Source organism: Stenotrophomonas sp. 63632_Sma, assembly GCF_056482875.1.
In genome coordinates this window covers 3540247-3552860 of record NZ_CM151220.1, presented here as the reverse complement: position 1 = coordinate 3552860, position 12614 = coordinate 3540247, and the positions used below count along the sequence as shown (strand labels likewise).

General features: G+C 67.1%; 7 protein-coding genes and 1 pseudogene. 4 read left to right on the top strand and 4 right to left on the bottom strand.

Translation table 11 applies throughout. The features are described 5' to 3' along the window. Positions 1 to 4 precede the first annotated feature (4 nt). A complete protein-coding gene (locus ACZK45_RS16475) occupies positions 5 to 541 on the bottom strand; it encodes a hypothetical protein (RefSeq protein WP_032130197.1) in 537 nt (178 codons plus the stop codon). Between the two features lie 130 nt (positions 542 to 671). Here ACZK45_RS16475 and ACZK45_RS16470 point away from each other — a divergent pair, with 130 nt between their 5' ends. Together ACZK45_RS16470 and ACZK45_RS16465 are read left to right on the top strand one after the other, a co-directional pair. Then, a complete protein-coding gene (locus ACZK45_RS16470) occupies positions 672 to 2828 on the top strand; it encodes a RelA/SpoT family protein (RefSeq protein WP_478444931.1) in 2157 nt (718 codons plus the stop codon). A 30-nt stretch (positions 2829 to 2858) separates the two neighbouring features. Next, on the top strand, positions 2859 to 4424 hold the full coding sequence (locus ACZK45_RS16465) for a hypothetical protein (protein ID WP_107431691.1): 1566 nt from the start codon (positions 2859 to 2861) through the stop codon (positions 4422 to 4424). Here the strand turns inward: ACZK45_RS16465 and ACZK45_RS16460 are convergent. Then, positions 4421 to 6520: a glycosyltransferase gene (locus ACZK45_RS16460; protein ID WP_478444930.1), complete on the bottom strand. Its 2100-nt coding sequence runs from the start codon at positions 6518 to 6520 to the stop codon at positions 4421 to 4423. The two genes, ACZK45_RS16465 and ACZK45_RS16460, sit on opposite strands and share 4 nt — an antisense overlap. 96 nt (positions 6521 to 6616) lie before the next feature. On the opposite strand from ACZK45_RS16460, the gene mrcB reads away from it, so the two are divergent. Both mrcB and ACZK45_RS16450 read left to right on the top strand, forming a co-directional pair. Beyond that, entirely contained in the window at positions 6617 to 9055 is a 2439-nt protein-coding gene (gene mrcB, locus ACZK45_RS16455; protein WP_032130201.1) for a penicillin-binding protein 1B, read from the top strand. After that, the gene (locus ACZK45_RS16450) at positions 9052 to 9591 is read left to right on the top strand and encodes a hypothetical protein (RefSeq protein WP_180837845.1); all 540 of its coding nucleotides are present in this window, start codon (positions 9052 to 9054) and stop codon (positions 9589 to 9591) included. Before mrcB ends, ACZK45_RS16450 begins: the two co-directional genes overlap by 4 nt. Positions 9592 to 9660: 69 nt before the next feature. Here the strand turns inward: ACZK45_RS16450 and ACZK45_RS16445 are convergent, their stop codons facing one another. Next, on the bottom strand, positions 9661 to 10566 hold the full coding sequence (locus tag ACZK45_RS16445) for an IS110 family transposase (RefSeq protein ID WP_478444929.1): 906 nt from the start codon (positions 10564 to 10566) through the stop codon (positions 9661 to 9663). A gap of 684 nt (positions 10567 to 11250) precedes the next feature. Next, positions 11251 to 12601 (bottom strand): annotated as a pseudogene (locus ACZK45_RS16440) (IS3-like element ISStma2 family transposase). Positions 12602 to 12614: the final 13 nt, after the last annotated feature.

Genomic DNA, 12614 nt, shown 5'->3' with positions numbered 1-12614 from the left:
GGCGTTACTTGGTTCGGCGCACCTTCGGCTGGGTGTTCACGCCGTCGACCTTCAGGTACCACACGCCCATCACACCGGGCTTGATGCTGACGGCGGGGGACTGCTTGCGCACACCGGCCAGGGTGCTTGCATCGGTCTGCTCCCATTCCTGGCCGTTGTCCAGCACGTAGACGCGGCCTTTGCCGAAGCCGCGGAACTCGCCCTGCAGCACGCCGGTGATCGGCTCGCTGCTGCCGAAATCGAAGAAGCCGCGATTCTTCACGATCACTTCCTGACGGCCTTCCTCGCGCGCCGTTTCCCGTACGGCCGCAACCGCCTGGGTGGTGGCCGCTTCGACCTTGCCCTGCAGCCAGCGGTTCAGCGTGGCCAGTTCCTGCGCGTTGAGCTTGTCCAGGCCGGCCGCCTTGAACTCGGCCGGTGACATCTGCTGCTGCAGGTCACCCTCCACCACGCGCTGGGCCAGCGCAGGCGCCGACAGGGACAGCAACAGTGCGGCACAGGCCAGCAGCCGTAGGCGGAAACGCGGGACGATCGAGGACATGTCGGGACTCTCCTGGGTTTGCCCGCGAGTGTAGCGGCATGTCTTCATGCCGGGTGATGGTGGCCGCGGTGATTGTCCCTGAACGGCGCCGGCGCTAGTGTAGGGGCCTCTGTCTTGCCTGCTCGATGCTGTGAACCGCGCTTCCGTCCCCGGCCTGGATGCCTTGTTGAACCGCCCCTCGGCAGCCGTGCTGCCTGCTCCGCTGCGCCAGGCCCTGCGCGGGCACTGGGAAGCACCGGACTGCGACCATCAGATGCGCGCCAGCTGGTCGGTGCTGGGCGACACCCTCGACGCACTGGCGATGCTCTCGGCCGACGAAGGCGCGGTGGTCGCGGCCCTGCTGTTCGATCTGCCCGGCCTGCGCGCCAGCCTGGAGCAACTGCCGCTGGGCAATCACAAGGCCGCAGTGATCGGCCTGCTGGATGGCCAGGATGCGGCCGATCCGGTCTGGGCACTGCATGCCGGCCGTGAGGCCGGGCGCAACAGCGAGGGCCTGCGCCGCCTGCTGCTGGCGATCATCCGTGACCTGCGCGTGGTGCCCATCCTGCTGGCGCAGCAGCTGGCGCGCATGCGCGCGGCCGACAAGCTGGACGACGAGCAACGCCGCGCGCTGGCGCAGCTGACCCGCGACATCCATGCGCCGTTGGCCAACCGCCTGGGCATCTGGCAGCTGAAGTGGGAGCTGGAGGACCTGGCGTTCCGCCACCTGGAACCGGAGACCTACCGGCGCATTGCGCGGGAGGTGGACGAAACCCGCATCGCCCGCGAGCGTTACGTCGAGAACGTCAAGAAGGTGCTGTCGCGCGAACTGGTCGCGCAGGGCATCAAGGCCGAGGTCAGTGGCCGCCCGAAGCACATCTACAGCATCTGGCGGAAGATGCAGAAGAAGCGGCTGGCGTTCGACCAGCTGTACGACATCCGTGCGGTGCGCGTCATGGTCGACGATGTCGCCGCCTGCTACGCCGCGCTGGGCGTGGTGCATGCACTGTGGGCGCCGGTGCCCAGCGAGTTCGACGACTACATCGCCCGGCCCAAGGCCAACGACTATCGCTCGCTGCATACCGCCGTGGTCGGCCCGGAAGGGCGCACCATCGAAGTGCAGATCCGTACCCACGAGATGCATTCGCAGGCCGAGCTGGGCGTGGCCGCGCACTGGAAGTACAAGGAAGGCGGCAAGGGCGCGGAGAAGTCCTTCGACCGCAAGATCACCTGGATGCGCCAGCTGCTGGAGCAGGCGCAGGACGGGCAGGGCAATGAACTGGCCGGGGCGCTCGATGCCGAGCTGACCGAGGACCGGGTCTATGCACTGAGCCCGAAGGACGAGGTGCTGGACCTGCCGCAGGGCGCCACGCCGCTCGATTTCGCCTACCAGGTGCACACGATGGTGGGCCACCGCTGCCGTGGTGCGAAGGTCAATGGCCGTATCGTGCCGCTGACCTACCGCCTGCGCAGCGGCGACCGCGTCGAGATCCTGACCGGCAAGGAGGCCGATCCGCGCCGCGACTGGCTGATGCCGGCCAACGGCTTCCTGGCCAGCAACCGCTCGCGCGAAAAAGTACGCAGCTGGTTCCACAAGCTGGACCGCGCGCGCAACGTGCAGGCCGGGCGCGAGCTGCTCGAGCGCGAGCTGAAGCGTCTGGGCCTGCAGCATTCTGATCTGGCGGTGGCGGCGAAGAAGTTCCATGCCGACAGCGTTGACGACCTCTACATCCAGGTGGCGCTGGGTGACACCGGCCCGAACCAGGTCAGTCGTACCCTGCTGGAAGCCGAACGTGCAGCGAGCCAGCCGACGCCCGCGCCAGCCCTGCCGCGGCCGACCGCGCGCCGCGAGAACCTGGGCAAGTCCAAGTTCACCGTGCAGGGCGTGGGCAACCTGCTGGTGCAGCTGGCGCGTTGCTGCCAGCCAGTGGCCGGTGAACCGATCGTCGGCTACCTGACCCGTAGCCGGGGTGTCACCGTGCATCGTGCAGACTGTGCCGCGCTGGCCCGGCTGGCAGCCACCAGCCCGCAGCGCATCCTGCCGGTGGAGTGGGGCCAGGCCGGTGGCGGCTACGAAGTGGACGTGGTGGTCACTGCGGTCGACCGCCGCTGGCTGCTGAAGGACATCACCAACCTGATCGCCCAGGAAGACGCCTACGTGCTCGACATCCACAGTGACAACGTGCGCAACAGTGGCCGTGCCCACCTGCGCCTGCGCCTGAAGGTGAGCGACTACGGCCAGCTGTCGACCCTGCTGGGCAAGCTGGATGCGCTGCCCGGCGTGAGCGAGGCGCGTCGCCTCGGCTGAGCTTCACGCTGCCCCGGCTACCCTGCACGCATGGAACGCGAGCCTCCGCATCGCCCGCATGGCGCTGAACATCCTGCGCTGGACCGCGTCCGCCGCGAAGGCCGTTGGTGGTGGCTGCAGGCACGTCACGCGCGCCGGGTGTGGCGCTGGGCGCTGGTCGCGGCGCTGGCGGTGTTCGTGCTGCTGGTGCTGCTGCGCAAGCCGCTGGCCGACTGGTTCTGGGATGAGCCTCAGATTGAACAGTTGCTGGCCGAAGGCGATCGCGCACTGGCGGCTGGGCGGCTGAGTGCCGCCGATGGCAGTGGTGCGCGTGAGCGCTACCAGGCCGTGCTGGCGCTGGATGGTGATCGTCCGCAGGCCCGTGAGGGGCTGGCCCGTACCGGCGCCGCGGCCCTGCAGCAGGCCAGCGAAAAACTGCAGGCCAACGACCTCGAAGGCAGCGCGCAGGCGCTGGCACTGGCCCGGGAACTGCAGGTGCCGCAGGGCGATGCGGATGCCGTGGCACGCCAGCTGCAGGCCCGGCGCAGCGCAGGAGCCGGCATCGGTGCACTGCTGGCGCAGGCGCGCAACGCCTTTGCAGCGGGCCGGCTGGACGACGGTGACAGCAGCGCGCTGCCCCTGTTCCAGCGCATCCTGGTACTGCAGCCGGACAATCTTCCGGCGCTGGAAGGTCGCGAGGACGCACTGAGCGATCTGCTGCAGCAGGCCCGCATCCTGGCCGGGCGCGGCGAGCTGGCCGAGGCAGCCGCGATACTGCAGCGTGCGCGCCAGTTCGATGCCGGCCACGCCGATCTGCCCGCCAGCCAGGAAGCATTGGCACAGGCCGTCGACCAGCGCCTGCGCCAGGCCCAGCGCGCCTTGCAGCGTCGGCAGCTGGAATCCGCAGCGAAGGGATTCCTCGCCGTGCTGGCAGTGGCGGTTGATGATTCCAGTGCCCAGCGCGGCCGCGAACAGACCTTGCAGGCGGTGCTGGCACGCAGCCAGAAGCAGGCCGACGATTTCCAGTTCGAAGCGGCGCAGGCCGATGCCGCACTGGCAGCGGAACTGGGTGCTTCGCCGGCAGCGCAACAGCAGCTCGCGCAACGCCTGCAGCGCGCCCAACAGGCGCAGAAGGCGCTGCAGCAGCCGGCGGTCAGCAACACGCAGCGCGAGCGCCAACTGCGCGACCACCTGCGCAGGATCGAGCGCGCCGAACGTGCCGGGCAATGGATCAGCCCCCCCGGGCACAGTGCGTTCGACGCGTTACGCGAAGCGCAGTCACTGGCGCCACGCGATGCACGGGTGAAGGCTGCCGCAGCGCGGCTGCTGCCCGCCAGTCGCCGCTGCTTCGACGACAACCTGCGGCAGAATCGCGTGCAGGCCGCAGGTGCCTGCCTGCAGGCGTGGCAGACCCTGTCGCCGACCGCGGCCGGGCTTCCCTCGGCACGCCTGCGCCTGGCCCAGCGCTGGCTGGCGATCGGCAGCGAACGGCTCGGCAATGGAGACCTGGCGTTTGCCGCACACGCCGCCGAACAGGCCCGGTTGCTGCAACCGGACCTGGCCGAGCTGCCGGCGTTCGAAGACCGCCTGCGCCGCGCCGGCGGTCGCCCGGATTAGGTGAAGAACACCCGCTGCACGGTCGCGCGGGCAGCGTCGAGGGAGAAGTGCTCTGCGATGTTGGCCAGGCCGGCGTCGGACAACTGCTGCCACAGCTGCGGATCCTGGTACAGGCGGACCACCGCATCGGCGAAGCCCGCCGCATCATCCGCCACCAGCACGTCCTGGCCCGGGTGCAGGTGCATTCCTTCCACAGCGCAGGTGGTACCTACCACCGGCTGGCCATGGGCCATGCTCAGGTTGATCTTGCCCTTCACGCCGGCGCCGAAACGCAGCGGCGCGATGGAAATGCGTGCGCCGTCCATGTAGGGCGTGATGTCCTCGACGAAACCGTGCATCTGCACGCCGGGTTGGCGTGCGGCCAATGCCAGCAGCGATTCCGGTGTGGCGGCACCGATGCAGTGCAGGCGTACCTCGGGCAGGCGGGCGCGGATGCCGGCAAAGACTTCGCCGATGAACCACTCCATGGCATCCAGGTTCGGCGGATGGCGGAAGCCGCCGACAAACACCAGATCATGGCGCTGTTCGAACGGTTTGCCGGCGCCGGCGACGTCGTGCAGGTTGGAGATCAGCTCCACCTGCACGGAAGGGGCGTCGGCCTGCAGCTGCTCGCGCTCGGCGGCACTGACCAGCACGGTGACGTCGCACTGCTCCATCACCGCCAGCTCGCTGGCGCGGGTGCGCTCGGCGGCGCGCAGCAACCCGGCATCACCGGCGACTTCGGCACCACGACGTTCGCGCAGGTAGTGCAGGTCCACGGTGTCGAACACGGTGCGGGCCTGCGGCGCATAGCGCTTCAGCAGCGGCAGGCACTCGTGGGCGACATGGTGGCGGACCAGCAGCGCCACGTGGAAACGCGCACCGTGCGTTCGCAGCCAGCTGGCGACGCCATCGAGGAACGGCGCATACCAGACTTCCACGCCCATCCGCTGCAGTGCTTCGGTGGCGGCACCGCCATGTTCGCGGCGGGTGGGAACAAACACCACATGAGCGCCGCCCTGCAGCAGCAGGCGGATCAGGTTCACCTGGCGCAGTGACGCCGAATCGCGATCCGGCTGGGGTACTTCCTCGTCCAGGATCAACACCTGGCGTCGGCCACGCAGCAGCAGCGCGGGTGACGGCACTTCGCCCACCGCCGGATGGTGGGCCAGCTCGGTGGCCCAGCGGGCGGCGAAGATGGCCTGGTTGCGCACCTGGTAGGCCTTCACCCCGCTGCCGGTATCGGTGCCGTTGCTGGTGCCTTCATCGTGGATCACCCGGCTGGCTGGTTGCACCAGCACACGCAGGCCCTGGGCGCGAACGCGGAAGGCCAGATCGGTGTCCTCGTAGTACGCCGGCTTGTAACGGGTATCGAAGCCGCCCAGCTGCTGCCAGAGGGCGCGCGGCAGCATCAGCGCCGCGCCGGAGCAGTAGTCGACGTCCCGCAGGCTGGCAAAGCGTGGGTCGTCCGCCGCCTCGAAACGGCCGTAGCTCCAGCCGCTGCCGTTGGCGAAGATCACACCCCCTGATTCCTGCAGGCGGCCATCCGGGTACAGCAGCTGGCTGCCGACCAGGCCGGCGTCGGGCGTGCTGGCGAACGTGTTCAGCAGGGCATCCAGCCAGCCCGGCTGCGGCACCGTATCGTTGTTGAGCAGCACCACATAGCGGCCGCGTGCGCGCGACACGCCATCGTTGCAGGCCTCGATGAAGCCGCCGTTGTGCTCGCGCACCTCATAGCGCAGTCCGGCGACCTGCGGCATCCACTGCACGGTGGCGTCGCTGCTGCCGTCATCCACGACCAGGATCTCGCACGCCGCCAGCGGCGGATGTGCCGCCAGGGCGCGCAGGCAGGCCAGGGTATGGCCGACGTGGTTGTAGACCGGGATGACGATACTCACTTCCGGCGTTTCGCTGAACGGCACCGTGAAGGGGGCGAAATCCTGTGCCGGCGGCAGGAACAGCGGCGTTCGCGGCGCAGGAACGGCGCGCTGGGTATGCACGCGGATGCGCTGCCAGGTCGCCCGCCACCCACGGGTACGCAGGCTGGCCAGGCTCCGGCGGGCCAGGCCCGTGAGGCGGTTGATCAGGTATCGGATCTCGGCCAGGGACATCGCCATCCGGTTGCAACTCCAGCTTAAGCAGGGGAACCTGGGAGAATTCGCCAGCCGCAGCGGCTGGGGTAGACTCGCCAGACCCTACATTCTCGCATTCCCGTGCCCCGACGCTACGATTCCGACGACATCGACGATTTCGACGACGACGACCAGCAGGACAACGGCCCGCTGTGGCGGCGCCGGCTGATCACCTGGAGCATGGCTGCGGTCGCGTTGGGATTGGGTTTCCTCATTCCCTATACGCTGTACCTGAACCAGCAGGTGACCCAGCGTTTCGGCGAGCTGCGCTGGCAGATCCCGACGCGCGTCTACGCGCGCCCGCTGGTGCTCACCCCCGGCAAGGCGATGGATGCGTCCACGCTGAAGACCGAGCTGGCCGCCTCCGCCTACCGCGATGACGGCCAGGGCAAGGAGCCGGCCACCTATGCGGTGAACGGCGGGCGCTTCGTCATCTCCAGCCGCGGCTACAACGACGTCGATGGCCGGGTTGCCCCGCGCCGGCTCGAGCTGTCACTGGCCGATGGTGCGGTCGCCTCGCTGCGCGACGCCGACAACCGCAAGGCCTTGAAGGCCGCGCGGTTGGACCCGGCCCGCATCGCCACCCTGTACGGCCAGAAGCAGGAAGAACGCCGCCTGATCCGCATGGACGAGGCGCCGGACCTGCTGGTGACCGGCCTGCAGGCGGTGGAGGACAAGGACTTCAACCGCCACCACGGCATCGACCTGTCCGGCATCGCCCGTGCGGTGTGGGTAACCATCCGCTCCGGTGGCCAGAGCCGTCAGGGCGCCTCTACGCTGACCCAGCAGCTGGCCCGCAGCGGCCTGCTTGGCATCGGCAAGGAGCAGACGGTTACCCGCAAATTCAACGAAGTGCTCTACGCGCTGATCATGGAAGCGCGCTACGACAAGCGCACCATCTTCGAGGCCTACCTCAACCAGGTGTATCTGGGCCAGCGTGGCAGCCAGGCGATCCATGGCATGTCCTCTGGCGCCGAGTTCTGGTTCGGTCGCGACCTGCAGTCGCTGGAGACCGAGCAGATCGCGCTGCTGATCGGCCTGGTCAAGGGCCCGTCCTTCTACGACCCGCGGCGCAATCCGGAACGCGCGCTGGATCGCCGCAACTTCGTGCTGGGCAAACTGCACGAAGCCACGCTGATCGATGACGCCGAGTACCAGCGTGCGTTGAAGGCCCCGCTGGGCGTGCCCAAGACGCCGGGCCTGGTTGCCGCCAACCGCTTCCCCGCCTATGTCGATCTGGTCCGCCGCCAACTGGGTCACGACTATCCGGAATCTGCCCTGCAGGGCGCCGGCCTGAGCGTGATGACCGGCATGTCGCCGTCCGCGCAGGCCTATGCCGAAGGCGCGGTGACCCGCACCATCAAGTCGCTGGAGAGCAAGCGTCGCCCCGAACTGCAGGCCGGCATGGTGCTGACCGACGTGCACAACGGTGACGTGCTGGCGGTAATCGGCAGCCGTGAAGTGTCCGAAGTCGGCTTCAACCGTGCGATCGAAGCACAGCGCCCGGTCGGCTCGTTGCTGAAGCCGTTCGTGTACCTGCTCGCGTTGGCGCAGCCGGACCGCTACTCGCTGGCCAGCTGGGTCGACGATTCACCGGTGACCGTGCAGCTCGGCCGCGGCCGCAACTGGAATCCCGGCAATGCCGACAACCGCAGCCACGGCACCGTGCGCCTGATCGACGCGCTGGCGCATTCCTACAACCAGGCCACGGTGCGCGTGGGCATGCAGGTCGGCCCCGAGCGCGTGACCCAGCTGATCCACGTGCTGGCCGGCATCAAGGCCGAGGCGAATCCGGCGGTGATTCTCGGTTCGACCGACCAGAGCCCGTACGCGATGGCCCAGCTGTACCAGTTCCTCGCGTCCGGTGGCGAAATCCAGCCGCTGCATGCGGTGCGTGGCGTGCTCGATCCGCAGGGCAAGCTGCTCAAGCGTTACGACAAGACCCCGGCACCGGCCCAGGAAGGCGACTCGATTGCCGCCAACCTGATCAGTGTCGGCCTGCAGCAGGTGGTTGCCAGCGGCACCGCGCAGCGGCTCAACGCCGATGGCCTCGGCCGCCTGCAGCCGGCCGGCAAGACCGGTACCACCAACGATGGCCGCGACAGCTGGTACGCCGGTTACACCGGCGATCATCTGGCGGTGATCTGGATCGGCAACGACCAGAACGAGCAGGCCGGCCTGTACGGTGCCACCGGCGCGATGCGGGTCTGGTCGGGCATCTTCCAGCGCCTGCCGAGTGCGCCGCTGCGGGTCAGCAACAAGGGCCTGGACTGGCAGTCGGTGGCGCCGACCGGACTCAACAGCACGGATGAAGGCTGTCCGGGCGCGCGTCGTTTCCCGTTCGTGGTGGGCTACGCGCCGGCCTATGCACCGTGTGCGCCGGCGGTGTCGCCGGACGGGCAGGGTGCCGAAGGCGAGGGCGGTGGCTGGCGTAGCTGGTTCGGCCTGGACCGCAAGCCTGAGCCGCCTGCTGAACCTGCTGCGGCGCCCGCCGCCGCCACTCCTCCTCCGAGCCGATGATGCCGATGAACATGCGATCCATGCTGCAGCCCCTGGCCCTGACCGGCCTCAGCCTGGCCCTGGCCGCCTGCGTCAGCAGCGCACCGCCGGTGGCCAAGCCGCCGGTTGATACCACTACGCCGGCACAGCGCCTGGCTGCGGTGGATGCGGCCGCAGGTCCGGACGACAAGGAGCTGTCGGTGCAGCCGCTGCGTGATTCGCAGGTGGAAGACCTGCGGGTGACCGCACAGACGCAGCGCCAGGCCAACGACCTGGCCGGTGCCGCCAGCAGCCTGGACCACGCGCTGGAAATCGTGGCCGGTGACCCGGCGGTGTTGCAGGAGCGTGCCGAGCTGGCGCTGCTGCAGGGCCAATGGGCACAGGCTGAGACGTTCGCGCGCAAGGCGGTGGATCTGGGCTCGAAGACCGGGCCGCTGTGCCGCCGGCACTGGGCGACGATCGAGCAGTCGCGTCTGGCGCGCGGCGAGAAGGAGAATGCGGTGTCGGCGCATGCGCAGCTGGAAGGCTGCACCGTGCCGGGGATCAAGCGGTACTGAGTTTCCGGCCAACGGCGCAGCCCCTCGTGGCTGGGCATACTGCGTAGAGTCGAGATCCTATGTTCGTGGTCAAGCCTGCTGGAAGCAGGCTTGACCCACCTTCAGCATGGCCGGATCGAAGTCCCGGCCGCTTTTGAAGACACCCCAGGCGATCCTGGCCAGCTTTCTGGCCAGGATGTTGAAGACGGCGGTGCTGGGGTGACCGCGTTTTGACAGCTCGTCGTAGAGCGGTTGCCCCCGGCGACACCGCTTGAGCCCCATTGCGGCCATGTAGAGCATCTGGCGCAGCACTGGCGCGCCCTGTTTGGACAGCCGACGCCGTCCCGTTCTGCCGCCAGACTCGTTGGGCCGGGGATCCAGGCCGGTGCAGGCGATCCACGCGTTGGCGTTGGCCAACGGCCAGCGCGTCATGTAGTAGATCAGGTGAGCGGCGACGGCAGGGCCGATACCAGGGATGGTCAACAGGCGCTTGTAGAGCGCGCCATGCTCTCCATCGCGACCCAAGCGCTGCAGTTCGCTTTCCAGCTCGGACAGCGTCCCAGCCAGAGCGCAGAACAGATCTGACAGCTCCCCGGGGGCACTTTTGCTTACCCCGAAGGATTGCTCCAGGCGCGCGCGTGTCTTTACCAGCGTCTGCCGCTTGCGCAGCAAATCGTGCATCTGCTGCTGCTCGTCGGTACGCGGTACGTATTCACGCAGGCGATCGCTCTCCTTCTTCACGTACCGGGCGATCGCTTCGGCGTCCATGGCGTCCGTCTTGCCACGCGAGCCCGTCGCCCGGCCGTAGTACTTGATCAGACGTGGATTGATCACATAGACAACGTGGCCTGCCTGGCCAGCCATCCGAGCCAACAACTCGTAGTACCGCCCCGTCGCCTCCATGCCAATCCGGCATCGCTGGGGCAAGGTGTTGAGCCACTGGGCTATGCCGGCCCGGGTGTTGGCGATCCTGTCGTAAGCCTTGCGGTCGGCCACTGCCGGTACGAACTCCTTGGAGTCCACGTCCACGCCAATATCGAGAGAATCAGACATTTGTACGGCTCCCAGCTATCTTTAAGGGGCTGGGGTGGTACCGCACCGACGTTAGCTTGCCTACATCGACGATCCCCTTTGGGGGCCGTACGATCCTTTATCGACGTTCGTGTGCGGGATGGGGATCGCTCGACTCGTCTGTCGGCTAGTATCCGCAGATGCATGCTTGACGGTCCCTCCACCCTGGCTCCTACATACCGCGTAGGAGCCGGGAGGAACATACAAGCTTGCTCGACTGCGGGTCGGCGAGGTGGGCCGGGCGGGTGAGCTGCGCAGGGGGCGCTGCAAGCACGTCCGTGTAAGCTCGGTCGCCGCATCCATGCGGCTCACGCCCCTGCGCAGCCCACCCGCCCGGCCCCTGGCAGTTTCCGTGTGCGTCCAGCCACGGAAAAGAAAAAATCAGATCAAGAGCGGGTCGCGCGCTGCGCGCACTCGCCGTCATTCTTCTTTCCTGTTCCACCCACCGCTTCTGAAATCCCAGTCGAGCAAGCTCGACGCTACACCGCCCGTGCATCCGTCACCGGGAAACTGTCGAGGGTGGGACGGGAGGGGCAGGCAGGACCGTTGGCGCCATGGATGGCGCCATCGAGCCCCCATGGTGAAGTGACCCCCGAGACTTGGACGGGGTCAGGCGGCCGATTGGGCCTGCTCCCGGTACTTTATCGGGCTCAGACCTTTCAGTTTCAGTTTGATGCGCTCTTCGTTGTAGTACTGGATGTATTCCACCAGCCCAGCCTCCAGACTCTCGAGGCTGTCAAAGCTGTTCAGGTAGAAGAACTCCGACTTCAGCGTTCCAAAGAAGCTCTCCATCGCCGCATTGTCCAGGCAGTTGCCGCGCCGGGACATGCTTTGCTTCAACGAGTGCTTTTCCAGCATATGCCGGTAGTTTTCATGCTGGTACTGCCAGCCCTGGTCGGAGTGGATCATCGGGCGCTCATCCGGGGAAAGCTTCTTGATGGCCTCCTCCAGCATTTGACCCACCAGATCAAATACGGGCCGACGCTTGATCTGATAAGCCACGATTTCGCCGTTGTAGAGGTCCATGATCGGCGACAGGTACAGCTTCATGCCCTGCACCTTGAACTCGGTCACGTCAGTCACCCACTTCTGGTTGGGCCGCTCGGCATGGAACTGGCGATTGAGGTCATTGCCAACCACAACATTGGCCGCCCCCTTGAAGGCCTGGTAGCGCTTCACACGCACCCGCGATTTCAGTCCCATCTCCCCCATCAGGCGCTGAACCCGCTTGTGATTGGTCCGATGACCCTGATTGGCTAATTCCAGCGTCACCGTGCGATAGCCATAGCGCCCTTGGCTTTGATCGTAGATTGCACGGATGCGCTCGCACAGGGCTGCCTCATCCTGATCCGGATGGGCCAGGACATGGTTCTGGTAATAGAACGTACTGCGTGACAGCTCAGCTGCTTCGAGCAGAAGCGACAGCGTATGAACCTGCCTCAATCCTTGGACGGCTTGCGCTTTGCGTCCTGCGCCGCCTGCTCTTCCCGGATCAAGGCATCGAGTTTTTTTAGGTAGTCGGTCTCCGCACGCAGATAGGCGACTTCCTTGAGCAGCTCATCGCGGCTCATATCCTCAGGTGGCTTGGACGAACGGGTCTTTTTCATCGGCTTTCGGGGCGGCGGCGGAGGGGGTGCCAACGCTTGGGCACCGCCTTGAGCATACAGGCGCCGCCATCGCCCCACCGCGCGGCATCGCCAATTTGAAAGTAGGTGGTGGCCTCCCGCCCGGACAAGCCGTCCTGGCTCATCTTCTCCAGGACAGCCAGTTTGAACGGGAGGTCATAGGACCGGGCCTGGCGATGAAATCCCCGCCTACCATGCAGCCGATAGGTCGCCACCCAGCGCCTGACCGTGGAGAACTCCAGGCCGTGGCGACGGGCAATGGCTTTGACCGATGTGGAGGTCTTGCAGGCCTCTTTGGCGACCTGCAGTTTGAAACGCGCGTCGTATTTGTTCATGTATCCCTCGGGG

Bases quoted from the DNA above. Each gene is read 5' to 3' on its own strand.
- ACZK45_RS16465 (WP_107431691.1), top strand. From the start codon at position 2,859: ATGGAACGCGAGCCTCCGCATCGCCCGCATGGCGCTGAACATCCTGCG.
- ACZK45_RS16450 (WP_180837845.1), top strand. From the start codon at position 9,052: ATGATGCCGATGAACATGCGATCCATGCTGCAGCCCCTGGCCCTGACC.
- ACZK45_RS16460 (WP_478444930.1), bottom strand. From the start codon at position 6,520: ATGGCGATGTCCCTGGCCGAGATCCGATACCTGATCAACCGCCTCACG.
- ACZK45_RS16475 (WP_032130197.1), bottom strand. From the start codon at position 541: ATGTCCTCGATCGTCCCGCGTTTCCGCCTACGGCTGCTGGCCTGTGCC.